This window comes from Methylobacterium sp. A52T (genome assembly GCF_053346095.1).
Genome location: NZ_JBKFBI010000011.1, coordinates 1 through 26,515, shown reverse-complemented (window position 1 = coordinate 26,515; position 26,515 = coordinate 1). Strand labels below are relative to the sequence as shown.

At 67.0% G+C, this 26,515-nt stretch carries 24 protein-coding genes and 1 pseudogene; 20 read left to right on the top strand and 5 right to left on the bottom strand.

The window, feature by feature from the left end; all coding sequences use genetic code 11:
• Positions 1 to 3 precede the first annotated feature (3 nt).
• From ACLBYE_RS04810 to ACLBYE_RS04800, 3 genes are all read left to right on the top strand, one after another.
• Positions 4 to 723, top strand: a complete 720-nt coding sequence (locus tag ACLBYE_RS04810; protein WP_447693267.1) for a cytochrome c biogenesis CcdA family protein — start codon at positions 4 to 6, stop codon at positions 721 to 723.
• Positions 724 to 1,012: 289 nt separating this feature from the next.
• Entirely contained in the window at positions 1,013 to 1,498 is a 486-nt protein-coding gene (locus ACLBYE_RS04805) for a sigma-70 family RNA polymerase sigma factor (RefSeq protein ID WP_447693293.1), read from the top strand.
• Positions 1,495 to 2,229, top strand: coding sequence for an anti-sigma factor (locus ACLBYE_RS04800; RefSeq protein ID WP_447693266.1), 735 nt, complete (start codon positions 1,495 to 1,497; stop codon positions 2,227 to 2,229). The genes ACLBYE_RS04805 and ACLBYE_RS04800 overlap by 4 nt, the downstream gene beginning before the upstream one ends.
• Positions 2,230 to 2,268: 39 nt before the next feature.
• On the opposite strand, the gene ACLBYE_RS04795 is transcribed toward ACLBYE_RS04800, so the two are convergent.
• Both ACLBYE_RS04795 and ACLBYE_RS04790 read right to left on the bottom strand, forming a co-directional pair.
• Positions 2,269 to 2,817 (bottom strand): fasciclin domain-containing protein, encoded by a 549-nt coding sequence (locus ACLBYE_RS04795; RefSeq protein ID WP_279889491.1) that lies wholly within the window; start codon positions 2,815 to 2,817, stop codon positions 2,269 to 2,271.
• Positions 2,818 to 3,179: 362 nt separating this feature from the next.
• The gene (locus ACLBYE_RS04790) at positions 3,180 to 5,408 is read right to left on the bottom strand and encodes a CHASE3 domain-containing protein (protein WP_447693265.1); all 2,229 of its coding nucleotides are present in this window, start codon (positions 5,406 to 5,408) and stop codon (positions 3,180 to 3,182) included.
• A 316-nt stretch (positions 5,409 to 5,724) separates the two neighbouring features.
• Here ACLBYE_RS04790 and ACLBYE_RS04785 point away from each other — a divergent pair, with 316 nt between their 5' ends.
• The 14 genes from ACLBYE_RS04785 to ACLBYE_RS04720 all read left to right on the top strand — a co-directional run bounded on the left by ACLBYE_RS04785 (position 5,725) and on the right by ACLBYE_RS04720 (position 21,993).
• Positions 5,725 to 5,916, top strand: a complete 192-nt coding sequence (locus ACLBYE_RS04785; protein ID WP_447693292.1) for a hypothetical protein — start codon at positions 5,725 to 5,727, stop codon at positions 5,914 to 5,916.
• Positions 5,917 to 6,998: 1,082 nt separating this feature from the next.
• Entirely contained in the window at positions 6,999 to 7,286 is a 288-nt protein-coding gene (locus ACLBYE_RS04780) for a hypothetical protein (RefSeq protein WP_447693264.1), read from the top strand.
• 428 nt (positions 7,287 to 7,714) lie between these two features.
• The gene (locus ACLBYE_RS04775; protein ID WP_447693263.1) at positions 7,715 to 8,920 is read left to right on the top strand and encodes an adenylate/guanylate cyclase domain-containing protein; all 1,206 of its coding nucleotides are present in this window, start codon (positions 7,715 to 7,717) and stop codon (positions 8,918 to 8,920) included.
• A 13-nt stretch (positions 8,921 to 8,933) separates the two neighbouring features.
• The gene (locus ACLBYE_RS04770; protein WP_447693262.1) at positions 8,934 to 10,535 is read left to right on the top strand and encodes an adenylate/guanylate cyclase domain-containing protein; all 1,602 of its coding nucleotides are present in this window, start codon (positions 8,934 to 8,936) and stop codon (positions 10,533 to 10,535) included.
• Complete coding sequence (locus ACLBYE_RS04765) at positions 10,522 to 11,262, top strand: E2 domain-containing protein (protein ID WP_447693261.1); 741 nt, start codon at positions 10,522 to 10,524, stop codon at positions 11,260 to 11,262. Before ACLBYE_RS04770 ends, ACLBYE_RS04765 begins: the two co-directional genes overlap by 14 nt.
• Positions 11,263 to 11,414: 152 nt before the next feature.
• The gene (locus ACLBYE_RS04760; RefSeq protein WP_447686014.1) at positions 11,415 to 11,729 is read left to right on the top strand and encodes a helix-turn-helix domain-containing protein; all 315 of its coding nucleotides are present in this window, start codon (positions 11,415 to 11,417) and stop codon (positions 11,727 to 11,729) included.
• Positions 11,730 to 11,750: 21 nt separating this feature from the next.
• Entirely contained in the window at positions 11,751 to 12,455 is a 705-nt protein-coding gene (locus ACLBYE_RS04755; protein WP_447693260.1) for an ImmA/IrrE family metallo-endopeptidase, read from the top strand.
• Positions 12,456 to 12,596: 141 nt separating this feature from the next.
• Positions 12,597 to 12,797 carry a ribbon-helix-helix domain-containing protein gene (locus ACLBYE_RS04750; protein ID WP_447693259.1) on the top strand — a complete coding sequence of 67 codons (201 nt, stop codon included), beginning with the start codon at positions 12,597 to 12,599 and terminating at the stop codon, positions 12,795 to 12,797.
• Positions 12,798 to 12,815: 18 nt separating this feature from the next.
• A complete protein-coding gene (zorA, locus tag ACLBYE_RS04745; RefSeq protein WP_447693291.1) occupies positions 12,816 to 14,930 on the top strand; it encodes an anti-phage ZorAB system protein ZorA in 2,115 nt (704 codons plus the stop codon).
• A 9-nt stretch (positions 14,931 to 14,939) separates the two neighbouring features.
• Complete coding sequence (locus ACLBYE_RS04740; protein WP_447693258.1) at positions 14,940 to 15,857, top strand: OmpA/MotB family protein; 918 nt, start codon at positions 14,940 to 14,942, stop codon at positions 15,855 to 15,857.
• The gene (locus ACLBYE_RS04735) at positions 15,854 to 17,245 is read left to right on the top strand and encodes an EH signature domain-containing protein (protein ID WP_447693257.1); all 1,392 of its coding nucleotides are present in this window, start codon (positions 15,854 to 15,856) and stop codon (positions 17,243 to 17,245) included. The genes ACLBYE_RS04740 and ACLBYE_RS04735 overlap by 4 nt, the downstream gene beginning before the upstream one ends.
• Before the next feature lies 1 nt (position 17,246).
• On the top strand, positions 17,247 to 20,279 hold the full coding sequence (locus ACLBYE_RS04730; RefSeq protein WP_447693256.1) for a DEAD/DEAH box helicase: 3,033 nt from the start codon (positions 17,247 to 17,249) through the stop codon (positions 20,277 to 20,279).
• Between the two features lie 9 nt (positions 20,280 to 20,288).
• Entirely contained in the window at positions 20,289 to 21,143 is an 855-nt protein-coding gene (locus tag ACLBYE_RS04725; RefSeq protein WP_447693255.1) for a hypothetical protein, read from the top strand.
• 73 nt (positions 21,144 to 21,216) lie between these two features.
• Positions 21,217 to 21,993, top strand: coding sequence for a DUF3883 domain-containing protein (locus ACLBYE_RS04720; RefSeq protein ID WP_447693254.1), 777 nt, complete (start codon positions 21,217 to 21,219; stop codon positions 21,991 to 21,993).
• Positions 21,994 to 23,134: 1,141 nt separating this feature from the next.
• Here ACLBYE_RS04720 and ACLBYE_RS04715 read toward each other — a convergent pair.
• Complete coding sequence (locus ACLBYE_RS04715) at positions 23,135 to 23,521, bottom strand: hypothetical protein (protein ID WP_447693253.1); 387 nt, start codon at positions 23,519 to 23,521, stop codon at positions 23,135 to 23,137.
• Positions 23,522 to 23,921: 400 nt separating this feature from the next.
• Here ACLBYE_RS04715 and ACLBYE_RS04710 point away from each other — a divergent pair, with 400 nt between their 5' ends.
• Positions 23,922 to 24,215 (top strand): hypothetical protein, encoded by a 294-nt coding sequence (locus ACLBYE_RS04710; protein ID WP_447693252.1) that lies wholly within the window; start codon positions 23,922 to 23,924, stop codon positions 24,213 to 24,215.
• A 56-nt stretch (positions 24,216 to 24,271) separates the two neighbouring features.
• On the opposite strand, the gene ACLBYE_RS04705 is transcribed toward ACLBYE_RS04710, so the two are convergent.
• Together ACLBYE_RS04705 and ACLBYE_RS04700 are read right to left on the bottom strand one after the other, a co-directional pair.
• A complete protein-coding gene (locus tag ACLBYE_RS04705; protein ID WP_447693251.1) occupies positions 24,272 to 24,742 on the bottom strand; it encodes a hypothetical protein in 471 nt (156 codons plus the stop codon).
• 78 nt (positions 24,743 to 24,820) lie between these two features.
• Positions 24,821 to 25,681 carry a hypothetical protein gene (locus ACLBYE_RS04700; RefSeq protein ID WP_447693250.1) on the bottom strand — a complete coding sequence of 287 codons (861 nt, stop codon included), beginning with the start codon at positions 25,679 to 25,681 and terminating at the stop codon, positions 24,821 to 24,823.
• 288 nt (positions 25,682 to 25,969) lie between these two features.
• Between ACLBYE_RS04700 and ACLBYE_RS04695 the strand changes: the two genes are divergently transcribed.
• Together ACLBYE_RS04695 and ACLBYE_RS04690 are read left to right on the top strand one after the other, a co-directional pair.
• Positions 25,970 to 26,200: a hypothetical protein gene (locus tag ACLBYE_RS04695; RefSeq protein ID WP_447693249.1), complete on the top strand. Its 231-nt coding sequence runs from the start codon at positions 25,970 to 25,972 to the stop codon at positions 26,198 to 26,200.
• Positions 26,200 to 26,515 (top strand): annotated as a pseudogene (locus ACLBYE_RS04690) (hypothetical protein); the annotation flags it as partial. The gene ACLBYE_RS04695 and the pseudogene ACLBYE_RS04690, both read left to right, overlap by 1 nt.

Below are 26,515 nucleotides of genomic sequence, written 5' to 3'. Positions count from 1 at the left end.
GTCGTGGCCACGACGTTCGGCCTCGCGTTCCTCGCCGGCATCCTCTCGGTGCTGTCACCCTGCGTGCTGCCCTTGCTGCCTCTGGTGCTTGGTGCCGCGGCATCGGAGCACCGGCTCGGCCCCGCAGCCCTTGCCGCCGGCCTCGCGCTGTCCTTCGTGGCCATCGGGCTGTTTGTGGCGACCGTGGGCTTCGCCATCGGCCTCGACGGCGATGTCTTCCGCACTGTCGCGGCCATTATGTTAGTCCTGATCGGGCTCGTCCTGATGGTTCCGGCTGCCCAGACCCGGTTCGCCGTCGCCGCCGGTCCGGTGAGCAACTGGACCGAGGGCCGGTTCGGCGGTTTCTCGACCGCCGGGCTCCTTGGGCAGTTCGGGGTCGGGCTGCTGCTCGGGGCGGTCTGGAGCCCCTGCGTCGGGCCGACCCTCGGGGCCGCCTCCCTCCTCGCCTCTCAGGGGCGGGACCTGGGCACGGTGGCGCTTACGATGCTCCTGTTCGGTCTCGGCACCGCCCTGCCGCTCCTGCTCCTCGGCGCGCTCTCGCGCGAGGTGCTGATGCGCTGGCGCGACCGGATGATGGGGCTCGGCAAGGGGCTGAAGGTCGCCCTGGGCGCCATCCTCGTGGCCACCGGCCTGATGATCGCCACGGGCTACGACAAGGCCGCGGAGACCATCTTGGTCAACGCCTCGCCGGCTTGGCTTACGAACCTGACCACCCGGCTTTGATGGCGGGCACGCCGTAGACACTCTTCGTCAAGCCGTGCTTGGGCCGGCAAAAGGCGAGCGGCGGTGAGAGGGTATCGCGGCCGATGGCGGGCGCCGCGCGAACCCTTCTGACGGCTCGCACGTGCCCTGCGGACGAAGCCGTGCCATAGGTATGTCCTGAATCGGCCGATGCGCCGGAGTCCGCCGGAATTTGCTTTCCCGCGGCAAGGGAGGAACCGTGCTGAACGTGGGGACTCCTGCCAACGCGGACCTCGCGCGGCTGATCGCGGCCGTGGCCACGGGCGACCGCATGGCCCTGCGCGCGCTCTATGACGCCGCCGCCCCGAAACTTCTCGGGATCATCCTTCGTATCCTGAGGGACAGGGGCGCGGCCGAGGATGCGTTGCAGGAGGTGTTCGTGCGCATATGGCAGCGTGCAGGCACCTATGATCCGAGGACCGGGCCCGCGACCGCATGGCTCGGCGCCATCGCCCGGCACAAGGCCATCGACCGCCTTCGGCAGGACCAAGCTACCCGCCTGACCCAAGCCGATGAGGACTGGTTCGAACGCCTTACCGATGCAAGCGACGGCGAGGCGGACCTCGCCCGCCGTGACGCCCTCGCGCATTGCCTCGAAGCCGTCGAGCCCGCCCAGCGCGACTGCCTCGTCCTCGCCTATTGCGAGGGCTGGTCACGCGAGGAATTGGCGGCACGGCACGACCGCCCCGTCAACACGGTCAAGACGTGGCTGCGCCGCGGCCTCATGAGCCTCCGCGGCTGCCTGGAGGCGACATGAGCGGCGATGCTGGCACGGGCGCCGCGCCCTTCTGGGCGGAGGATCCCAGCGGCGCGGCTGGGGAGTACGTCCTCGGGACCTTGGCCGCCGACGAGCGCGTCGCCTTCGCCTTGGCGATGGAGCGGGACGCTTCCCTTCGCGCGGCGGTGGCCGATTGGGAGGCGCGACTCGCTCCTCTCACGGCGACGGCCCCATTGGTCAAGCCCGCGCCCGATGTATGGGATGCAATCGAGGCCAGGATCGGGACGGCACACTCACCCGTCTTCGATGCCGGTGGCGCGACCGTCCGCAGGCTGGAGCGCGGGCTGCGGATCTGGCGGCTCGCCGCGGGGGCTGCGACTGCGCTCGCGGCCGGCCTGGCCCTCTGGCTCGCGGTCGGGCCGCGGCCTTCCACCACCGACCGGCAGTACCTGGCCGTGGTCGACCGCGGCGGGACCCTGCCGGCGCTGATCGTGCGCGTCGATCTCGACGGCGGCACCGTGCAGGTCCGCAGTCTCTCGGCGGAGACGCCGCCGGACCGCAGCCTGGAGCTCTGGTTCGTGCGGGCGAATGCCGCGCCGCGCTCGCTGGGCCTCGTCACCGACCCGGCGGCACGCCTGCCCGTGCCGGCCGCCCTCCGTGCCGGTGCGGAGGGTGCGACCCTCGCGGTATCGGTTGAGCCAAAGGGCGGCTCGCCGACCGGTGCGCCGACCGGCCCGGTCGTCTATTCGGGCAAGCTCCTGCGGGAATGAGGCGGGCTTCGGCTTCCGCCGATGCCCGCTCCCCCGCGATCAGGGCATCAGCACGCCGCTGATGACGTGGATGACGCCGTTCGACTGCATGACGTTCGGGATGGTCACCGGAACGGTGTTGCCCTTCACGTCGGTGACGTAGACCTTTTTGCCCCTGGCCGAGACGGCGAGCGGTTCGCCCTCGACGGTGGTGAGTTGGTTCTGTCCCTCGGGCTTCTTGGCGAGCGCCATCAGGTCCTTGGCGGTGTAGACGCCCGGGACGACGTGGTAGGTCAGGATCTTCGTCAGCGTCGCCTTGTTCTGCGGCTGCACAAGGTTTTCAACCGTACCCGGCGGCAACTTCGCGAAGGCGGCGTTGGTGGGCGCGAACACCGTGAAGGGACCTGGGCCCGAAAGGGTGTCGACGAGGCCGGCGGCCTTCACGGCGGCGACCAGGGTGGTGTGGTCTTTGGAGTTGACCGCGTTCTCGACGATGGTCTTGCTCGCGTACATCGGCGCGCCGCCGACCATCGGGTTCTTGGCGAGCGCCGGCGCGGCGACTGCGACGAGGCTGAGGCCGAGTGCGAGGCGTAGAAGGGTCTTGGACATGGTGTCTCCCTGATACTGCGCCCCTCCAGGGACGTCGCAGGGTCCTACGGGGCTCGGCGGGAGAAAAGTTTCAGGGCCGCTTGACGCCGCCGCGAATGCGTCCGCAATCGCAAGTGACCTCGCTTGCGGTGACCCGATGGTTTGGTCAGCCCATCCGCGCGTGGACGTGACCTATCGCTCACGGGGTGGACAGACGGTGGATGCCATGTAGTCCGACACGCCACGTCCGGGAGGTGAACCGTTGCCGCCCATCGGCGATCCGCCGCCGGACCCGGTCCCGCCGGAAGACAATTCTCCGAGCGAGTCACCGGCGCCCCTGCCTCCTGAGCCGATCAATGGGGGCTAGCGACAACCTCCGGGCATCAGGAACTTGCGTCCCTCAGCGGGCGCAAAGGCACGACGTTCGCAGCCTCCTTCGCCGCTGCGACACTTCCCAGGACCTCGGCGACCTTGCGGGCGAGCTGCTCGCGCTTGAACGGCTTGCCCACGAGGTGCACGCCGTCGTCGAGCCGGCCGTGGTGCACGATGCTGTTCTCCGTGTAGCCGGACATGAACAGCACCCGCACCTCGGGGCGCAGGGCCTGCACCCGTTCCGCGAGCTCGCGCCCGCGGACCTTGCCCGGGAGGACCACGTCGGTCAGCAGCAGGTCGACGGACGCCGCGTTGGTCCCGAACACCCGGAGCGCGTCCTCGCCGTCAACGGCTTCCAGCACCCGGTAGCCGAGGTCGGAGAGGATCGCGCAGGCGATCTCGCGCACCCCCGCCTCGTCCTCGACGACCAGCACCGTGGCCGAGCCGCGGGGCAATTCGACGGGCGCGCCCGTGAGCGGCGCGGCGGCCACGGCACCGACCGCGCGGGGCAGGTAGATCTTCACGGTCGTGCCCTCGCCGGGCTCCGAGTAGATCTTCACGTGCCCGCCCGACTGCTTGACGAAGCCGAACACCATGGCGAGGCCGAGCCCGGTGCCCTTGCCGTCGGGCTTGGTTGTGAAGAACGGCTCGAACACCCGCGCCACCACCTCCGGCGTCATGCCGTGGCCGGTGTCGGAGACCGCCACCATGGCGTAGTCGCCGGGCGTGATCTCGGCGTTGTCCCGGGCGTAGGCTTCGTCGAGGACCTTGTTGCCGAGCTCGATGGTCAGCCGGCCGCCGCCCGGCATCGCATCCCGGGCGTTCAGGGCGAGGTTGAGGACGGCGCTTTCCAGTTGGGCCGGATCGGCCATCGCCGGCCACAGACCGGCGGTCTCGACGTAGCGGACCTCGATGTGCTCGCCGAGCGTGCGCCGCAGGAGCGGGATCAGGTCCGGCATCGTCGCCGCGAGGTCGACTGGCGCCGGGGCGAGCGGCTGCTTGCGCGCGAAGGCGAGGAGTTGGCCCGTCAGGGTCGCGCCGCGCTGGGCAGCCCAGGCCGCGCGCTCGATCCGCTGCTGCAGCCTGGCGTCGCCGTCGAGCTTGGCCCGGACGAAATCCAGGTTCCCGAGGATGACCTGCAGCAGGTTGTTGAAATCGTGCGCGATGCCGCCGGTCAGTTGCCCGACCGCCTGCATCTTCTGGGCCTCGCGCAGCACGGCCTCGGCCTGGGCGCGCTTGGTCATGTCCGAAATGGTCAGGACGAAGCCGCCGTCGGGCATCGGCGTCCGGCGGATCTCAAGGTGATGCCCGTCGGCGCGCTCGCGCTCGTAAGTGACCGCCTCGCGGGGATTCCGGCTGCCGTGGCGGACTTGATCTTCGGTCTCCAGGGCGGGGCGGCCGGGTTCGCCGGTATGCTCGACGAAGGCGCCGTAGGCGGTGCCCGGCCGGAGCATGGCCTTCGGCAGGTCGAGCAACGCCTGGAAGCACTCGTTCCAGTTCGCAAGCCTGCGGTCGGGGCCGAACACCGCGACGCCCTGGCTGAGGCTATCTATGGTGGTGCGAAGGCGCAGCGCCAGGGCCCGCTGCTCGGCCTCGGTCGCGTAGGAGCGCGACCACGCCCGGTTCAGGAGGCGAGCGGCCCAGAGCAGGGTCAGGACCGCCAGCGCCGATCCGACGATGACCATCCAGCGCACCCAGGCGGCCCGGGCGTCGTTCTGGGCGAGGCGCTCGTCGAGCAGCCGCTGCTCGTCGCCGAGCATGCCGTCGAGCAGGGCCTCGGCGTCCCGCATGTGGTTGCGGCCGGCGTCACCGTTGACGATGCGCAAGGCGTTCTCCAGCCCGCCGTCGCGGCGCGCTTGCAGGGTCTGGGCGAGCTCTTCCAGCTTGTGCTGGATGGCCGGCGCCAGGGCGCGGATGCGCTCCTGCTGCGCGGGGTTGTCGGCGGTCAGCTTCTGCAACTCGCCCTGCAGCAGGCCCAGCCGGTCACGGGCAGCGTCGTAGGGGCCGAGGTACTCGTCCCGGCCGGTGAGGACGTAACCGCGCTGGCCGCGCTCGGCGTCGCGCAGCGCGATGGCGAGATCCTTGGTGGTGCTGAGGACGCGGTAGCTGTGCTGCGACCACTCCCGGGCCGCGCGCGAGGCATTGAGGCGCTCCCAGGTCACCGCGCCGACCAGGGCGACAATGGCCATAAGGACGCCGAGCACGAGGAGGTTGGCGCGCCTGACGAGGTACTGGGTCATGGTTTCCGTGACTACGCCGGCCGCTCGCGGCTGCCTTTCGACGCAACTGGCATGCGACCTTGGCCGGAAGCGAGGGACGCGGGCATCGTCTGCCCGCGGGTCCGTGGCCACCGCATGGGGCGCGATTGCGGGAATTTGCGGGCGGGCCGACGGAGGGGGCGCACTTCAATGTGATGGAGACGGCCCCGGTCTGCGTCATCGTCCGCAGTGACTAGGCTCCCCTCGGAGCGTTGTCGGATGCGATCGTCCAACCGGAGCCGTTATGCTGGACCCGTTCTATGCCGCATTCCTCCTCGCTGTGGAGGCATAGAAGGTCATCGAGTTGCGGCTCGTGCGGATCGCCTGGGGCGGCGCCGAGGGCCAAGCCGAGATGGTCTCGATGGTCGGCGAGAAGGTCGTGGCCGCGATGGAGGCCGCCAACACCCTGATGGCGGGCGGCAGCCAGGGAGACGTCATCGCGCGCTACCGGGAGCTCGTCGCGGACAACACCCACCGGCTGATGGGCTAAGCCGACTTTGGAGACGACAGGCGGTAGGCTGTCATAAGCCGACATTGCGGGCGTACCTGCCCTGATCGCGCGACTTGACGAAGCAATTTTCGAGACCCGCACGTGAATTTTACGTCCTTCCGCGGCCGTGTCCGCTTACGGGAGGCGCTCAGCCGCGCGTGAACGACTGAGTTGGGTCGGTAGGAGGCCGTCCGCTTTTCCGGCGGCTTGTCTCAGAAGTAAGCCGGCAGCTTTCGGCCATTTCCAGCCAATTGCCGAGGGTCTGCTTCCGTCGGACCCGCTTCCCAAACCGGAACAGCTGCAATCCACCCAACCCAGTCATCAGAAGCGTCGACTACCGCGACTGGAGTTGGCAGTAAGCGGCCTGTCCGCTGTAAGGCTCACATCGCGAGCAAGCGGACGTTCAGCGCGGCTCACTTGGTGGGCTAAGAGTTACGTCCGCAGCACCTTCGACATCATACCACTGAAGGTCTGCATCAAGTTGCGAAGCGGGCGTGGCGCTGCTGATGCTGACGCAAGCTGAGCCCCATGTTTGATCCCTGTCGCAATGATCCGCTCTTGAGCCCTAAGTCCCGCTTCAGCACAGGTGTCTGAGGCGGTGTGATGAGCGGTTCGACAACAAGGCCGCCCTTTCCATGGGGCGGCCTTGTTGTCCTTTGGCGCGTTTTTGGAGGCCTCAGGTTTCCCCGTAGTCCAGTTCCGGTCTCCGCTCGCAGATGTTTCTCTCCACAGTGGACGGAACTGGTACTGACCTTCGCCACATGTTGCCTTGTGACTTCGCCCAGGCGATCACGAGCTGAATTAGAGAGACCTTTCACAGTGAAATGCCCGCCGCCGCACGCCACCGATTAATCCCGGAGTGTCGCGCCGCATGCCGAGCCTCCGCGTCCTTGCGAGGCTCCAATGCCACCCCACGTCGATCCCCCGAGACCTGCATCACCGCCTAGATTGTAGGTCTTCAGTGACTTCCACCAGGAGTGGCTAGGGAACTCCTGGGACCCTGCAGCGCACGCTCCTCCCGGGGGCTTCGACGTGGCCGTGGTCGCCGGCGACATCCACATGCCCCTGACCCGGTCCCTGGAATGGCTCGCAGAGCGCCTGCCCGGCGACCCGCGATCTACACCCCGGGCAACCACGATAGTTGGTGGAACGGTGGCGAAGATCGCTACACGATCTACGACCAGTTGGAGCGCGGGCGGGACCGAGCGGCGGCGCTCGGCATTCACATGCTTATCGACGACACCGTCTTGATCAACGGCACGAGATTCCTCGGCGGCACCTTGATGACAGATTTCCGCCTGGGCTCCTTCGGGCTCACGCATGCATTCCGGACCGCCCAGGGGCGCTACGGAATGATGGACTACCGCTGAATCAGGAAGGGGCCCTGCTCCCGGAACAGGATCGAGCCGGGTGAGGTGCTCGCGACGCACCGGACGACGCGGGCCTTCATCGAGGACGAGCTCGCCCGGCCTCATGATGGTCCGACCGTGGTCGTGACCCACCACGCCCCGCACCCTGCCAGCCTACGGGATCCGCATACTGATCTATCCTGGTGCTACGCTTCTGACCTAACAGACCTGATCTTGGACCGCGGGCCGGAGCTATGGGTCCACGGGCATGTGCACCGGGCTGCTGACTATCGGGTCGGGCTGACGCGCGTGGTCTGCAATCCAAGGGGTCACGCCGACGAACGGTCGAACTTCATTCCATCCCTGGCCGTCGAAGCATGGTGACGGACCGCACCTTGATACGCTGAGCGTACGGGAGCCGGGCGTGCTGGCGTAGGTCTGCGCCGGTTTTGAAGGGGACTCCGCGAACAGGCGCAATTGACCTCAGCTCATCGCGCGATAAGCTGAATAGCGTAGTTCGAGGATTCGGCATGGCCCCCACCCCCGAAAAAGAGACCGGCGTGCATCAGTTTCTGCGCCGCTACCTTCCCCGTCCGGAGCGGCTGGCAGCCGCGCTGGTGACCGAGTTCAACCTGGTCTCGTGCGGGGAGGACCAGGTCCTGTGCCGGGCCGGCGAGGAAGCCCATTGCGTGTGGATCATCGAGACGGGGGAGTTCTGCATCCGCTCGACGCACAGGCTCGCCGGCCGCGGACCCGGCGACATCATCGGTGAGGCGGCCTTCTTCAGACCCCGCCCCGATGGCGGCCCGGCGCGGCGCGGAGCCGACGTCATCGCGTTGCGGCGGTCGTCCGCGTGGAGGATCGACCGGTCGGTTCTGGAGGCCCTGGATCCCGAGTGCAGGGCGATGTGGCTGGAGGCCGTCTGCGGCGCCCTCGTCGTCAAGCTCGACGAAGCCGTGGTGCATCGGGCTGCGCTGACCGGCGAGGTCGTGGACATCGAGAGCATGGTCTCGCGGTTCGTCTGCCCGGACGGGGTTCAGGCGGCTCTCGGCGCCATGCGGATGGCCGCGACCAAGATCAAGCCGGTCAACAAGGGCATGGTCGTCTGGTTCAGCGACATCTCGGGGTTCTCCGCCTATGCGGAGGGGCTCGACCCCGCGGCGGCCGCGGCGGCGCTCGAACTCATGGTTGAGCCGCAGGTCCGCGCGATCAACGCCGCCGGCGGCCAGGTCGACAAGTTCCTCGGTGACGGCCTGATGGCGTTCTGGCCCTGCCCGGACGAGGACCGTTTGGCCAAGGCCGCGAATGCCGCCGCGAACGCCGCCCTGGCGGCGGTGCGGGATGTCGGCCAGGTCGCGGCGGACAACGGCCTGCCGATGGGCCTGCGCATCGGCCTGCATCTCGGCGAGGCGATCATCGGCGATTTCGGTGCGGCGGGACGGAGCGCCTACACCATCATCGGCGAGACGGTGAACACGGCGAGCCGGTTCGAGCAGTACAAGCCCAAGGAAGGACAGCCGAACGGTTCCGTGCGCATCAGCGACCGGATTTTCGGCCGTCTCGATGCCGATTGCCGAGCGCGGTTCAGCACCGAGCCGTTCGCCATGCCGGCCAAGCATGACCGTGCCTACCCCGCCCACTTCTCCATCGACTGAGGAAGGACCGACCATGGCCTGGGACGTCTCGCGCAGCCGCACGCGCATCGCCAACCTGATGAACACCGTGCCGAAGGCGGCGGTGGTCGTCGAGAATTTCGATCAGGGCTACCTCACCCGGCGACGGGCCGACCTGACGGCTCGCGGAAAACTCCTCGGCCGGGACGAGGCACCGATCTTCAGCGTGCCGGATCGGAAAGCGATCCTCGTCGATGGCGTCCACGTCTACGTGAACCTCATCGGCTATCACGACGCGATGCTTGAGGACGGACGCGAGACCGAAGCAGCCAGCCGGCGCCTCATGCAGTTCCTTCACCTGCATTACTCAGCGGCCGACCGCATCGTCACCGAATATGAGGCGCAGCGTGTCGATTTCCACGGCCCTCGCCTGCACGCCGTCGTCGTGACGCCGCCCGGCGACGAGCGTCAGCGCGTCCTCCGCGCCATCGCGATGGCGAACGCGCTGAAGGAAACTATTGAGGAGGCTGCTCCTCGCCTGGGCAAGTCCAAGCTGAGCACCCGCGTTCGCATCGGCATCGACACCGGGAAGGCGGTCGCCATCAGCAGTGGCAGGAAGCACGAGCCGGAACCCCTCTTCCTGGGCCGACCGGCGAACTACGCGGCCAAGATCGCGGCGGGTGACATGCCGGGGATCTTCCTCAGCGACAACGCCCGCGATGTGCTCGGTCAGAACCGCACCGGCTCGTTGCTCCAGGAGCGCGCCATGGCCCTGTCCGAGAGGGACCGCATCCAGTTCCTCAACGAGAAGCTCGGGCGCCCCTCCTGGATGCAGGATACCCAGCCTATCCGCGCCCAGGTCGACGCCGCCATCCGGGCGTTGCAGAGCGACCGGGTGCTCATGGAGAACCTCTCCGAGGCGGTGTTTCACTTCCACCACCACGAGCCCCCGCTCCGCACCATCGATTTCGGCCTCTTGGTGCCGAGCAACTCGGTGCGCATGCCGATGATGTCGATCTTCGCCGATCTGGACGGCTTCACCGCATACGTGGACCGCTGCATCGCCTCGCATCAGATCGCGCCGATGGTGGCCAACCTTCACGTCATCCGGGGCGAGCTCGCCGCGGTCGTGAAGGATGACTTCAACGGCAGGAAGGTTCGCTTCATCGGCGACTGCGTGCACGGCATCGTTGCCGAGGGCTCGCGCTACGAGACCGACAAGGCCGCCTCCGTCGAGACGGCTGTCAGGATGGCGGGCGGCATCCGCTCGTCGTTCAACCTGTGTCAGGCGATGCTGCCGGGCATCGCCGACCTGGGCATCGCCATCGGCCTGGAACTGGGACCGACGCCGGTGACGCGGCTCGGGATTCGAGGGGACCGGAGCGTCCGGTGCGCCTCCAGCCGCGCGGTTTCGGGCTCGGAGGCCCTGCAGCAGGAGTGCTCGGGTATCGAGACGAGCCTCGGTCCGGCCGCCAGGGAAGTCGCCCATTCCCGCGTGAAGCAGATCTTCCGCACCGGCAAGGCCTCCAACCTCGATTACGAGGCCGTCGATGCCCTGCTCGGGACGCCGTCGGCACCGGCCGTGTCGAGGTTGGCGGCTGCGGCCCCGGCCATCCGGCGCCCCGAGCCGGAGCATCGCTTCCATGGCAACGGCTGACAGCCCCTTTCGGCTGGCAGTCGCGGAAGCGCCAGCCTGGTTCCTGGTTTACGCCACGTCCATCCACCGGATGACCGGCTTGGCGACCGTCACCCTCAACGCCGCCACGGCGGCGTTGAGGGTCGAGCTTGAGGTGATGCAGGTGGGTGGGGCTGTCCGGGTGCGTGAGCGCGCTCCGGGCACGATCTTTCCCGTTCGCTGCTTCGAGCGGCATATCGAGGGCGGTGGCTGGTTCTGCCTCGGTCTGCGCCAGCACACGACCGTGACGGATCCGCAATCGGCCGCGGGATGGTGGAACCGGCTGGAAGATTTCCTGCGCATGCAGCGAACGGCAGCCCGGACCGGACTTTGGCCCGAGCAACACGCCCTGTCGCATGGCGACGCCGGCTTGCACCATCAGCTGGCTTTGGATCACGCCGAGAAGGCCGGCCTCGTCGACGCGTACGAAGCCTTCATGCAGGGCGACACTTCGGTTCTGGCCTTCCTTGATCCGCTCTTGAGAAAGACGGGCGACCGTCTCCGAAACGGCCGTTGTCCGTGCCCGTGCGGCCGCAGACGCCGGGATGGGCACGCTGTCTTGAGGCGAAACTGCCCGCACCGCGATGACGTCGTTGGCGTGTTGCGACAGGAGAGGCTCCGCAAGAAGGAGCTGTCCCAATTCGTGGCTGACGCGAAGAGCCGTGGCATGACCTGTTGCGGCACCATGCAGGTCTGCCCGCTTCAGTGACCGACGGACCCGGACGCGCCTAGCATGGCCCTGCCGGACGCATGCGCCGTTGAGAGAACGCCCACATTCACCATACCTTTGCGGATGGGTACCCGACCGAATCAGTCGGTGGTACGCTGATCCGCGAATTGGCTGACAATGGCAGATCGACAATGTCTTCGACCTTTGGCTCCTATATTGCTGCCCGCAGAAAGCAGCTTGGCATAAGCCAAAAGGAATTGGCTAGCATGATCCAGAAGGAGGATGATGATCGGCCGATCACGCCACAATATTTAAATGATATTGAAAGAGATAGAAGGCAGCCAACATCTGACCACATCATTAGTCAATTCTCTGAGGCTTTGAAGGTCGAGGCAGACTATCTTTTTTACCTATCGGGCATATTGCCATCTGACGTCAGGAAGGCAAACATTCCACGAGAGGATGTCGTGCAAATGTTTAGTGCATTCCGTCGAACATCCAAGTAAACGCTCAGGATGGTCTCTTGGGTGACAGACAGGACGGGGCGGTTCGGCACGCGTCCGTATTATCTGGAGAGAGACCTCGACCAAGCTTGCGAGGTCATCGTTCGTCGTTTTCTGGAAGACAGGGTGGGCCGCATCCGCTTCCCGCTGACTACAGACGAACTCTTCGTGCTGGTCGAACAAAATGTTTCTGATCTCGATGTATATGCCGACCTGACCGATGACGGGTTTGACGTCGAAGGCGTCACAAATTTCGCCGTCGGAAAGCAACCTGAAATCAAGGTATCCGGAACGCTCTCCGAAAGCGCCTCACGGGAAAATCGCTACCGAACGACGCTCGCCCACGAACTAGGTCATGCCGTCTTTCACGACGAAGTTTTTCAAATGCGGTTTGCGTCAGGTGACCTGTTCACCGACCGGGCAGGCGCTCGCGTCGTCTGCAAACGCGACACGATGGTGGACGCCCCCCATTCTGATTGGATGGAGTGGCAGGCGTCCTACGCCAGCGGCGCTTTCCTGATGCCCCGTGAGACGCTCAACGGAATACTCCGGCCTCTCGTGATCGCGAGCGGAAAACTCGCTCCCTTCCTGGTAGGATCAGAGCCTGCCAATATTCTGATTGCCGCCGTCACCGACGCCTTCGCCGTATCGCGAGACGCTGCACGGGTGCGCCTCACCAAGCTGAAATACCTCTCTGATCGGCCAGCACCGGCAACGCTTTTCGACTGACACGCCAAGGCGCACCACTCGGCCGTTCGCTTTCTGGTTGCGGAATCCAAGGATTCGAATTGCAAAGCTTCGAATCGCGTGGGATTCTGAGCGGGCGCTATCCGGCTATCTGGCTATCCGGACTTTGGGTCGAAGCGGACGATGGGCAACACAGAGGCATCACGCGTCCGCGCCGACGGCCGGCGGCAGCTTCTCGTCTACCTGCCTCCGGAGCTCATCAAGGACCTGAAGAAGCTCGCGGTGGACGACGAAACGACCGCCTCCGCCATCGTGGAGGAGGCGGTGCGCCAATGGATCGAGAAGAGAACGTCGGTGAACCGTGACGAACACGCGGCCGACTGAGGCGGGGTATGTGTGGCGATGAGGCCGGTGGTTTGGACACCTCTTGTTCGGTTCCCCCTGTTCTGGGGCCTGTTCGTCATCGGATACACCGGGTCCTATTTCCTTCCCGTTCTGTCGAGCCGGTCGAACCTCGCGCTCGTCGGTGCGGTCGGGGGCGAGATCGGGCGCGGTGACTTCGCCAACGTCGGGCACCCTGAGTTCGCCTTCGCCCTGGCCTGCGCCATCGTCTCGACGGCCGTCGGGCTGGCGTTCGCCTCGCTGATCGCCCACGTCCTGGCGATCCGGATATCGCTCCGGTTGGCCCGGAAGCAGTTCGGGGCCGACGCCCCTGACGAGAAGGCATTCCTGGCCAACTTCGACCGCATCAACCAGAGACTGTCTCGCCATGGCCTCGTTGGGCACGCCTGGCAGGAGTTCGCCAAGACGTGCATGCGCGATCAGGTCGTGATCCGCACGATGAGGCCGGCCTCGTTCTTCGGCCCGTCCGTCGTCCGCGAGCGCCTGATGGGCATGAAGCTCATGCCCACTGTCCCCGGCTACTTCGTCGGGCTCGGGCTGCTCCTCACCTTCGTCGGCCTCGTCATCGCGTTGTCGAAGGCGGCGGCGGGCGTGGCCGGCTCGCCGGAGGGGATGACGCAGTCGCTGCGCGAGCTCCTCGACGCGGCGACGTTCAAGTTCTCGACCTCCATCGCAGGCCTCTTCTCGTCGCTGTTCCTCGCGCTCGTCTTCAAGGTCTACTCGATCATCATCGAGACGGGCTTCGACCGGTTCTGCCATCGCATCGAGGACCGCACCCACTTCCTGGCACCCCAGTACGTGCTGACGCAGCTCGCCGCCTCGAACCGTGAGCAGGTCGAGCAACTCAAGAACATCAACGATGCCCAGTTCTTCGACCGCCTCGGCCAGGTCATCGGTCCGGCGTTGGAGGCCGCCGTGGGCCGGGCGGTGACGCCGCTGGCCGACCAGTTGCAGGCGACCGTCGGAAAGCTGGAAGACAACAGCCGTACCGGCACCGAGGGCCTCATGAACAAGTTCATGGACGCCCTCCATGGCGGGGCCGGAAACGAGCTCAAGGACCTTTCTGCCACGCTCGCGCAGACCAAGGACGCGCTCGGCGCGGTCAAGTCCGACTTGGCCGGTTCAGGGCAGGACTTCGCGCGGCGGATGTCCGAAGCCACCGAGCGCCTGGCCGGCCTCATCTCGGATGCCGGCAACCAGTTCCAGGCGAACAATCAGGCGAGCCGGGAGACCATCGAGAGCCTTCTCAGGTCGCTCGCGGTCTCGGCGGACGCGACCCGGGAACGCCTGGACCGCGACATGGCCGAAGCGGGACGGATGGCGACCACAGCCGTGCGCGACAGCATGACGGGCATGCTGGATCAGGTGGAGCGGCAGATGGGCTCGTTCCGAGAGACCGTCGCGGCCATCCAGGACCAGATCGGCCGCGAGGCCGAGGCCGCCGCCGCGCGGTCCCGCGAGGCCACGGCACAGACCGTGGCAGCCGCGGGCAAGGCCGCCGCCGAGACTGCCCAGGCGATCAAGTCCGGCTTTACGGAAACCGTCGAGAAGTTCGGTGCGGACGTCGACAGGATGTCGGCCGCCCTGCGCTCGTCCGAGCAGGCCTTCGCCTCCCAGACGGCCGCCGCGAGGGAGACGGTGGACCGGACGAACGAGGCATCGGTCGCGTTCGGGAGGGTCGCGAGCGACGTCACGGCCGCCTCGACGCCCCTGCTGCAGGCTTCGGAAAGGATTGCCGTATCGACCAGGGCGATGGAGGAGGCGACACGCGGTGCGGTCGAAGGGCTCAGGCTCGGTCAGGACGCTGCCAAGTCGCTTGCTGACCGCTTGGAGCAAGGCCACCAGGCGGTCGAGACGGCTTGGCGGTCTTACGAGGAACGGTTCGGCACGGTCGACCAGGCTCTTTCGGACGCGGTCCGAGCCCTCGCCTCCGAGACGGCCAAGCAGCAGGAGAGCATCGCCTCGTTCGCGGTCAAGATCGACGAGGGCTGCAGCCTCGCCGTCCAGCGGCTGCAAGCCATCGCCGGCTCATTGGCGGAGAACACCGACGACCTCTCCGAAACGTTCGATACCTTCCTCGCGAGGGTGCAGAAGATGGCCGCCGAGGACGCGTAAGGCCAAGCCATGCTCAGCACCACAGAGGAACAGGTCGAAGAGTCCGAGAACTACTTCATCTCCATGACCGACATGATGGTCGGCATGCTGTTCATTTTCATCATCATGCTGATGGTCTTCGCCCTGAACTACCGAAAGGGCGACGACGACTCCAAGCGGATCAAGGACTGCCTGACGGAGCTGCTAACCAAGAACGCGGCTCTCAGCGCCGACATCAACGACAAGGTCAACAAGATCCAGGGCGACGTGCGCAACCAGATCGAGGCGCTGGAACTCGCCGCGGATCAACGCCGCCGCCTGCTCACCGACATCAGCAAGCGCCTGATCGCGCAGGGGCTGGCGGTACAGGTGGACGAGCGTAACGGGGTGCTCCGACTGACCGAGGACGCCGTTAGGTTCGCCCCAAACCGATCCGATCTCGACGCCCGTGCGCGCGACGCCCTGACCCGCATCGGCCGCGTCCTCACCGACGTCGTGGCCGAGTACGCCGCCTGCAAGCAGGGTCGTACGGAAGCGTGCGGCAAGTTCCAGGGCGCCTCGCTGGAGACCATCTTCATCGAGGGGCACACCGACACGACCGGCGTCCCGGACCTCGCCGAGCGTGACCGTCGAAACTGGCTGCTGTCCACCGAGCGCGCGACAGCGACCTACCGCGAGATGACGGCGGGGTCGCCCGATCTGCGGGACTTCCGCAACCGGCGCGGGGAGCAGATCGTGTCCGTATCGGGGTACTCGTCGACCCGGCCTATCGCCTCCGGCGAGGACCGCGAGGCTTGGGAGAAGAACCGCCGCATCGACCTCCGTTTCGTGATGGATGCCGACACGACGATCAACCTCAGGGACATCATCGCCCTCAACGACGAGGTGAAGGCGCAGATCAGCCGCTTGGCGGCGATCAGCCAGGACAGCATCGCCGCATGCAAGTGAAGAGCGCCATCGCGGAGATCCGCACCCGGCCGTCGACGTTTCCGGCGTTGCCGACGACGGCAGCGCTGGCGGTGGTCGCCCAGGAGATCCCGGCCCCCACCATCGAGGTCGAGCCGGCACCGCCGCCGGATCTCGACCAGATCGCCACGCGGATCATCCAAGCCTTCTCCGCGGGCGCTGTCCCCGAGCGCAGGGACGTAAACCTCGCCCCGTGGTGCCTGTGGGACGGCAAGAGGCCGCTGGTCCGAGAGCCCACCGTCCTTGCCAGGTTTCTCGCCCACGTGCGGACGGCATCTCGCAAGTCCACCTTCAGGCGCCTGGCGTCCGCGTACATCGTGCGCTTCGACCCGAGCGAGGCGGACCGACCCACCTCCGCGCTCAACGATATCGCCGCCACCCTTCGCGACCTCGCGTCCCGCATGACCGGGCCGCTCACCGAGGCTGCCCGCTACCTCAATCTGTTCGACCCTCGGACCGCGCCCCGCACGATTGCCGGCATCGCGCTCGACCGGAAGATCTCCCCGAGCCGGGTCTTGGCCGATTTCGGGATCCAGAACCTCGGCGCCGAGGCCGGCCTGGCGGAAGCCGCCTTCCTGGCCGGCCTGGACCGGCTGAGGACGGACAGGTCGCTCAGCCCCCAGGCGAGGCTCGCGTCAATCCAGGCTTGGGGCACGAGGCAGGACGGGTCGGTCATCTTCGAGCATCGGCGCGGGACCTACGTCGACGCCCTGGTGCTGCCGCTGGCCGATGTCGACGTGGACCGCACGGCGATGGACGCCACCCTGAAGTTCCTCGTCGCCCGGTTCGGGGACCCCCGCCTGAAGCAGGCGCGCTGGCAGCCGATGACCAGCAAGCCGACCGTTCTGAAATGGCTGACGGCGCTCTCCCTGCGGCAATTCCTCGATGTCGTCGACCAGGGTGCCTACGACTTCCAGTGGCGGTATCGCCGCGCCTTCTGGGAGGCCGTCCATAGGCGCGGCCTCATCGACGATGCCTGGGTCGTCTTCGATGAAGTCGGGGACCGGACGGCCAAGCGTCTATTCGACGTGAAGGCACCCTACGCGCGTTGGACGAGCGGCGGCCGCAAGCCAATCGAACGCGGCCATGCCGTACTGCTCCTCAAGGTCGGTCGAGGCGTTGTCGCCGAGTGGAGCCACAACGGCCGCTGCAACATCTGGCACGACAGGGCCGATCCGACGGCCCCGGCCCTGAGCAAGTCCCTGTACGATACGGACGAGGTCCGCGTGGGCCGGCAGAGCACCCCGCAGTTCAAGGTGGCGGAGATCACGCACGCCGGGTCCGAGGGCTACAATTGGCAGGTGAAGGTCGCGAACGAGATCTTCCTCCTCACGAACGTGCGCGTGATGGAGTCGGAGTACAGGGTGTGAGATGGTGCTGAAGCTTCGGACCGAGTGCCGCCCCGACCATGTCGAGGTCACCCTGGTCGAGCCCCCACGGGTCAGGATCCCCCTTTTCGGCAAGGCCAGCATCAGACCGGCTGCCGAGTGGGCAAGCGTTCCTGAGCCGTTGGCGCAAGCCGTTCGGCGGCTTCTTCCTCTGGTTGCGGAGGGTCAGGCCGAATGGAAGGGTGACACCCTCATCGTCGGCAACTCCGCCGCTGCCGACCTGCCATCCGGTCTGGCTTCGATGATGGGGATGCCGGAGATCGCCCCGTTGATCGTGGACATCTCTTTCCGGGGCGCCATCAGCGACGAGAAGAGCCGCATCGATACCGAGTGGCGCGAGACGTCTTACGGCCGGATCACGCCGACCCGATCCGGGATCGAGATCCGTTGGGGCGAACGGTCGGGCCGACTGACCGCCCCGCTCTATCGACTGCTCGAAGCCATCGAAGGCTACAACTCGACTTCCGGCCAGGACATCGACGCCAGGGTCGCGCGATGGAGCGAGGTCACCTCGGCGCTCGCGGTCGTGAACCCGGATTCCGTTAAGGCGGACAGCTACACGAAGGGCCTGACCGTCTTCCAGGCGGGATCCTTCGCCCTGGACGTCACGCGGAAGGGTGACGCGATCGATTTCGTGCCCGTGCTCATGAGCCGGGAACGGGCCCGTTCGCTCGAAGACGACGCCCCCGTGATCGAGGAGGATGCCGACGTCGCGGGCGGGGCCTTCGATGAACTGATTGACGTCGAGACCTCGACCCTGCTCGCCCATGCCGACCAAAGTGCCTTCGAACGGACGTTCGAGACCGCCGCCGGCGTGAGGCGGGCCTACAACCTACGCCGGAGTACGTACCTCCTGGTGGATCCGGGCCTGCAGAAGGCGCTCGAAGTCGTCCGGACCATGCGAACCGCCCCGGAGGACCGCAAGCGCGCCTTCGTGAAGAACCCGAGGACGCAGATCGCCCTGGATCTCGGCCTCGATCCCGGTGACCCGACGGTATCGGCGCTCTTCGTCGAGACGAAGCAGTATTCTGACCGTGTGATCGGGCTGGGCGTCTGGGAGAAGCCAGAGCTTTCTTGGCTGTCGAAGGCCAGCACGGAATGGCTGCCCGAGAAGTTCCCGGTGGTGGTTGAAGGTCGTCCTTCCGAGATCACCCTGAAGGACGCGCGGCAGCTCGCCACCGACGTCCCCAAGGCCGAAGTCGAAGGCCGGGAGCGGGTCGCCTGCGGTGACGGCGAGCTACCGGTGCCGGTGGCACGGGATATCCTCCGACAGGTCGCCGACGTCATCCACGAACGGCAGCCCGTCGATGAGAGCGTGCAGCCTGCCGACGATGACGAGCCGGCCGTCAGCACGTCGGCCGCCGGTACGGCGGGTCCGCGCGAGCCGGTAGTGGTCAAGATCGAGACCAACTTCGAGGACGTCACGTTCGAGGTGACGCGCAAGCCGCGGCCGACAGTGATCGGCGATGGTCTGCCGACGGACCGCATGGGGCGAACGAGCTTCAAGCCGCACCAGGTCGAAGGCTTCGACTGGCTCGTCGGGGCTTGGAAGGCCGGCTGGCCTGGTGTCCTGCTGGCCGACGACATGGGACTTGGGAAGAGCTACCAGGGCTTGGCCTTCCTCGCCTGGATGAAGGCGAACCGGAAAGCGGCCAGGGCCAAGGCGGCCGCGGGCGTCCCCAAGGGCCCCCTTCTCATCGTCGCGCCGACGTCCCTCCTCCAGAACTGGATCAAGGAGGCCGAGAAGCACCTTGCACCGAACGCTTTGGGTGAGAACCGCGCCGACGTCTTCGGTTCTAGCATACGCAAGTTCCGAAACCCGGATCAGGCCGCGCGAGACCAAGGCGAGACGCTGAACTGGAGGCTTTTGGAGAAGCAGGACTGGGTCCTGACGACCTATGAAACGCTCGCCGACAACCATGTATCGTTCGCGCGGGTCGGCTTCTCGGCGGTGCTCTTCGACGAGATGCAGAAGGTGAAGGACCCGGGGACGCTCAACACCTGGGCCGCGAAGGCCGTGAACGCCGATTTCGTGCTCGGCCTGACCGGCACGCCAATCGAGAACCGGATCGAGGATCTTTGGTCGATCATGGACCGGGTTTTCCCCGGCTTCCTCCGAGACCTGAAGACGTTCTCGAACACGTACAAGAGCGGCGACATCGACCGCTACCGGGACCTTTCGGACCGGATGATGAAGCCTCTGGACGGCGCGCCGGCGATCATGCTGCGCCGGATGAAGGACGACGTCCTGGAGGGCCTGCCGACCAAGACCGTCACGCCCTACCGGACAGTCATGCCGGACGTGCAGGCGAAGGCTTACGGCGACGTCGTTGCCAAGGCCCTCGGCATGGAAGGTCCGCGGGCTCGCGGTGCCATGCTCGAAGTCATCCAGAATCTCCGAGGCATATCGCTTTACCCGGGGGACGCACTCTCGGACGATCTTCTGTCCGTGGCCGGCTGCGAGGCGTGGATCGCCAGGTCAGCCCGGCTGGGAAAATCCTTCGAGGTGCTCCGCGAACTGGAGCGTCTCGGTGAGAAGGGGCTGATCTTCGTCGAGCAGCGGAGCATGCAGGCGCAGATGGCGAACGCCATGTCGACGATGTTCGGCATGGAGCGACCGCTCATCATCAACGGCGACACCCCCGGTCATCGGCGCCAGGACATGGTCGATGATTTCCAGGCGAGGCGTCGCGGCTTCGACGCGATGATCCTGTCTCCGAAGGCCGCGGGCGTGGGCTTGACGATAACGGCGGCGAACCACGTGATCCATCTCAGCCGTTGGTGGAACCCGGCCGTCGAGGATCAGTGCAACGACCGCGTCTATCGGATCGGCCAGGAGCGCCCCGTGACCATCCACGTCCCGATGGCCGTCCACCCGGCGCTCGGGGATAAGACTTTTGACGTGACGTTGGATAGACTTCTGGACGGGAAGCGGAGAATGTCCCGTAATTTGCTGATGCCGCCCGTGTCGGACAGCGATCTCGATCAGGTGTTCGCGACGGCCTTGGCAGCATAGGCGGAAATCATGCGCGTCTTCGCCAAGCGGTTCTACGGCTTCGATCCCGAGAGGCATCCCGTCATCGCCTTTGGCAAGGCCGGAAACAGGGACGCCCTCATCACCGGATCGTCGCCGGGCGACCTCATCGTGTTCGTTGGGACCCAGGGCGAACCGACCGCCGAGCATGAACGTGGCCGTCTCCTTGGCATGGCGGAGTTCGCGCGCATTCCCGTCGATGTCCGTGACGTGATCGATCCTGCCAGGATGGACCCGAGCTTCTATGCGGCCGATGGATCGCTTCTATGGCCCAAGGGCCTCCCGATCCTTCGCGCTTGGCGGTTCGCGGACCCACGACTGAAGCTGATCGACGTTCTTCGCGAGCAGCTGACGTTCGAGGCCACCGTCCGTGCCGTCCGGCTCGACGAGACCGATACGCGCGCGGTGCTGGCGCTGCCGAAGACGGAGGTGACGGTTCCCCTGGTCCCGAGTGTCGCGAGGCTGCTGGCCTTGAGCGACGCCCTGGCATCCGGTCGTCCCACGACCGGACCGACACCGACAGACTGGACCGGAACCGTCACGAGGACCACGGAGGCAGACGCTTGGACCTACGCGATGCGTTTCGGGAAGCGCGGCGTGTGGAAGGTCGGGCACACCCAGGACATCGATCAGCGCCTGAAAGATGTCAACAAGCACGTACCCGTCGAGGAAATCGGTGAAGGCTGGAACCTCGCCCTGAAGCAACATTGGACGAACTCGGTCGCCGCGCACGCGATGGAGCAGCGCGTGTTCCGGAGCCTGACGGCTTCGAGGACCGTCGACGAACGTGTCAGATGCACCGAGGCACAGATGCTCTCGGCATGGACTTCCTCCTTGGCAGGCTGAAGCGGGAATGCAGCCTCAGCCTGAACCATCACCGACAGGGACCGACTGGACCCCGACAGAAGTCGCCGCGGTCGTGGCAGACTACTTCGCCATGCTTACGGACGAGTTCGCCGATCGCCCATACAATAAGAGGGAGCACAACCGGGGGCTTCAGGCATCCACCGGCCGCTCGGCGGGATCCATAGAATTCAAGCACCAGAACATCAGCGCCGTCCTGACCGAGCTCGGACTGCCCTGGCTGCGCGGCTACAAGCCCCGCTTCAATTACCAGGACGCGTTGGTCGCCGAGGTGGAGCGACACCTGTCCGGCATGGTGGGGCTGGATGCCGTGCCTGCCTCGCCGCGTCGGCGTGCTGACACCGTCTCGGAAACGTTCGTGCTGCCGCCGTCCCCTCGTGATGTCCCCCGCAACACAGTCATTGAGCGCCTCATTCGCAAGTTCGATCCGGCCAGCCGGGACGAACGCAACCGTGCACTGGGCACGGCCGGCGAGGAGTTCGTGATTGAGGTCGAGAAGCGCGGCATTCATGCAGCCGGGCGCCCCGACCTGATGGACGAGGTCGTTTGGGTTTCGCGCGACGAGGGCGATGGCGCGGGTTACGACATTCGCTCGATCAATCCTAAGACGGGCAAGAAGCTCCTCATCGAGGTGAAGACGACCCGCGGCGGGAGGACGACGCCCTTCTTCGTGACGCGGAACGAGGAGGCGATATCCCGTGAGCGACCGGACGAATGGAGGCTGTACCGCGTGTTCGACTTCGCGGCGGCACCTCGGATCTTCGTGCTCCCTCCGCCACTGGATCAGGCGGTCAACCTGACCCCGGCCACGTGGTCGGCATCATTTCGCTGATGGCGTGAGCCTGGGTGAAGCAGCGAGTCGTTGACCTTGCCAACGTAGAGCTGTGTGCCCCGGCATGGCACGGGTTGCGACCAGCGCCCTTCGGGTTCAATCAAGGCCTTATGTTCGCACAGACCAAATGCACGGCTCTCCGGGCGGGGATCCCCGCACCGGCACACGCCGATTCCTCCCGCGGATAGCCACGCGCGCCCGGGAGACCTTTGAAGGTTCGCTCCCGATGACGACCACCCTCCGGAAACCCGCTGCCTCCTAGGCCAGGCTTTTCTCCGGCCGCCCCCGTCCCGGGCGCACTTGCGACCGTCCGACATTCTTTAGAGCTGACCCGCCGCCATCGAGGGCGGCCGGCTGCCCCTGCGCGGAAGCAGCTTTATGAACAATACCCTCAAGCCGCCTAGCGGGCGGTGCGACGCCTGTGCGGGCTCGCCCTGACCGGGCCACCTCCGCCATTCGATTGATGTTCCCTCCCGCCTTGTCGGCGAAATCTTCCGCCGTCTGACGCTCGCTGCTGAGACCTACCCTAGCGAGCCGTTCACCCGCATCGTCAGGACAATGCTCGTCGCTATGGGGCGTGCCTGCCTGACGGAGGCCGAGGCGCAGGTGCGGTGGCTCCGAGAGCGCGGCGAGCCGGCCCGATGCAGGGTCCGGGTCAGCGCGACCGCCCGTCGGGTCGACTTCGACGCTCGGGACCTGAGCGACCCCTAGTAGCGCGCCCTCGAACAGGATCCCCCCGATGCCCTGCCGCCTCCGCCTCAAACCGAAACCCTGCGCCTGTCGGCGTCCGTTCCGCTGCCTTACTGTAGCCGGTCCGTGACGGGGACATGGGTATGATGGACCTTATCGCCAGGCATGACGCGGCCGCCGGGCGGGACGCCGCCCGGCTGGTCCGGGCCGGCCTTGCCGAGCAGCTCGCCGGGGCCCTCGCAGCGGCCCCCCGCGAGGCGGTCGCCCGGGCCGCCGAGCGGACGCCGAGCCTGCGCCGGTATCCCGTCGGCATGGCGAGTCCGAAGGTGAGGACCGCCCTCCGGTCAGGCGACATCGCCGCGTGGGACCTCGACCGCCAGCTCGCCGTGGCAGCATCTCTGGGCCTGCGGGCGCGCATCGTCCTGGAGCCAGCGCAGCCCGACGGCGGGCCTCAGAAGGGGCAGTCGACGTTCGGCGCGAGCCGACCGTGCAGCTGCCGGAGCGCCTCGGCCCTGGTCATGCCCAGCGTCATCAGGCGGTCCATCGCGATCCTGAGCACATCCTTCACCGTGAACGACGGCTCCTCGCTGCTCCCGGTCCGCTTCGCGACCTGCTCGGCCACATACCCGGCGGTGACCATGGCATCGACGATCGCCGCGTCCCGGGCGGCCTGCCGGCGGACGGCCGCCTCCTCCTCGGCCCGCCGGGCGCGCCAGTCCGCCGTGCGCGTGGCGGCCGCAGCGGCGAAGCGGGCCTCCTTCTGGCGGGGCGTCTCGCGGGCCGGGAGGACATCGACTTCCGTGTTGTCGTGCTCGGCCATGGGGATCGACATGTGCATCGGGAGGCTCCTCTCGGCCGGGGCGGCTCAGAGGGAGACTGCCATATACGTATGCATACAAGCGCATCGCCGCGGCCGGACGGCCGATCGTACGTGATGTCACGTATGGCCCGGATCGTCGTTGCAGAGTGCCGAAGTAACGGGGGGACAGGTCGTTGGGCGAAAACACTCTCGACTATACGTGAGCCGTGGACCGGCAGGCAGGTAACGCGATCTTGGGGCCTGCAGAGGTGGGTTTATTTGGTGGGCTGACGTGCGCCCTATTCGGGCGCACAGGGAAAGGCACAATAGCCCAGGACAATTTTTACCGAGATTTGTGGACGGCCCGGACGGATTCTTGACGGAGGATTCCGGCCAGGCCCACTTTTGGTGGGAGAGATCGCCCCGCCTGGAGAGAGCCATGAACAACGTCACCGCCCACGTTTGCGCCGACGTCGCCGGCCGCGGGGCCATGGCTTTCTCCCTGATGCACGCCGCGGTCGATGGGGTCATCGGCGCGGTCGCCGAGCAGCGCGCCGACGACCGGGACGCCGTCACGCAGCTCGTCGCCGAGCTCGGCCGAACCCGTCGCGTGGCCGCCGCCGCGCAGGCCGAGGCCGCCCGGCTCGCCGCAGAGAACGCCGCCCTGCATGCAGCCCTCGCGCGCAGCCGGGCCGCCCTCCGGGGCTACGCGGCCGCCATGTCTGCCGCCTGAAACGAAGAGGGCCGCCCCGGTCTCCCGGGACGGCCCTTGTCAGCAGCGCGGTCCGCTCAGGCGAGGCGGGCGAAGGCGGCGAATGTCTCGTCGTCTGCGCGCTTGGACGGCCCGAGCTTCCGAAGCAGGGCGAGGCCGTTCGCCTCGATGTCAGCATCAGGCCCGGCCGGGGCTGCCTCTGCCGCCGCGGTGTCGGCACGGAAGCGAGCCTCGATCTCGTTCGGCCGCATGAACGCGATCTTCGTGTACTGCTCCTTCCTCATGCGGCCGATCCACGCCGCGGCGTCGGCCGGAAGCGGCTGGCGGGCCGGGCGGCTGTAGTCCGGCCCGTCCACGAGGTCGCAAAGGTGCGTGCGGAGGAGCTGCCCGAGCGACAGCTCGCGGGGCGCCGCCGCACGGGCCGGCTCGTCCATGGCGGCCCGAGCGACGTCGGCGGCCGTGACGCCCCCGCCGATCCCGAGCATCCGCAGGGGCAGCGTGGCCGCCCCCATCAATGCCCGCATGAGCGCGGCCAGAAACCTCATCATGATGTGTCCCCCTTGTCCTGTGGGCGGCCCCGGGATTGGGGCCGCCCGTGCGTGGAGTGTGCCTCGGCGCCCTGAAAGTCAGAGCCCGATGGTCGGGGCGTCTGTCGCGGCGGCGCGGTTCCGGAGGGTGGGGGCCGACCCGAAGAGCACGACGCACAGTGGATCGGGGAGCTGGCGGCGGTGCTGGTGGAGCAGGCCGAGGGCGTGGGCGGCATGCCACTGATCCAAGGCTTCCATCTCGGACAGAGTATGCCCCGTCCAGCACGTCGCCTGTGACCAGCCCTTACCGTTCTGGACGGCGGCCCAGTCGTCGTCCATCGCGCTCAAGATCCGGCAGGCAGACAGCGCGCCCGCGCGCACGTCCTCATCCCACACCCGTTCTAACCAAGCCGCCGGTGGGGTCTTCGCAAGCCTCATGGCCGCTCGACCGATGTTGCCATGGGCGTTGCCGACCAAGCGCTCGCCCTGCCAGAGGTCCGGCCGCGCCCAGTATACCTGCGCGACGAGATCGCGCGCCTCGGCCAGCAGGCGGCCCAGTGCCCAAGGGCGACCCTCGATGAGGGCGGCCAACTCCGTACGAATCGGGGCGGCCAGCGGCTCGACCTCGGCGACTTCGCGCTGGTGGCGCTCTTCGGCGGCGCGGGCCTTCTCGGCGCGGGCGGAGGCGGCCTCGCGGATCGCGCGGTCCGCGGCGTTCGCCAATCCGCACAGGTCGACGGGACCGAGGTCCCACCAGCAGGGCATCAGGCCAGGCTTGCGGTGGCCCTTGTCGGTCCAGCTGTAGCCAGCATCGATGAGCGACTTCGGCGCTCCCTTATAGGCGTCGGAGAATTCCTGGGTGGCGATGTCTGCCACCCACAAGGAGAGCTCGTTTCCGTAGCGCTTGAACGTGCCAGCGTGGCTCCACGCGGTGCCGAACTTCAGCGGCGGGCGGTTCATGGGGTGTCTCGAAGAAACCGGGGTTGAGGGGCCAGCGTCCCCGCTGGCACGCTTATAAGTACACCCGAGTTTGCATGTCGCAAGTAGCGACCTCAGCAATAGGTAGTGCTTGGGAGGGTTAATGCTGGTTCTATGGTGTGTAGGTCCGACACACGTTCGTCTGACACATCGGAAACTCACGGGTTTCCAATAATTCTGCTTGACGAATAACTGGCGCTGCATATCTTGCTCACAAGCGGCCCCGCTTATGCGTGGGCGCCACACCTGGGTTTTCAGGGTTCTCCCCCCGTGTCTGATGATGTTCACGTCGAGGCTAGTGAGCCTCTGCGAGCGCTCGCGCTCGCCATCGAGGAGGCCGGCTCGATCCGGGCCCTCGCCACGAAGATCGGCCTCTCCGAGCAGTACGTCGGCGATGTGCACGCCCGCCGCCGCCAGCCCGGCCCCGCGATCCTGCTGGCCCTCGGGCTGGTGAAGGTCGTCACCTACGCCCCGGCCTCCTCCGCGCAGGAGGCCCTCTGATGCCCTGGGATCCAGCGCACCGGGCCCTCGTCCTTGAGATGTGGCCCACGGGCTGCGGCACGCCCGCGATCCGTGCCGCCCTGCTCGACCTGGGCATCGAGAAGACTAAGAGCTCAATCATCAGCATCGCCTTCCGGGCTGGCCTTGCCTTCCAAGGCGCCCGCCACCGCAAGGCCCCCTCGAAGCCGGCGCGCGTCCCCCTGACGCCAGAAGAGCGCGCCGAGCGCGAGCGCGCCCGGGCTGCCCGGCGCCGTGCCCGGGACGCCGCCGCCGCGGGCCGGCCCGTGCCCCCGCCGCGGCCCCGCGTGGCGCCGA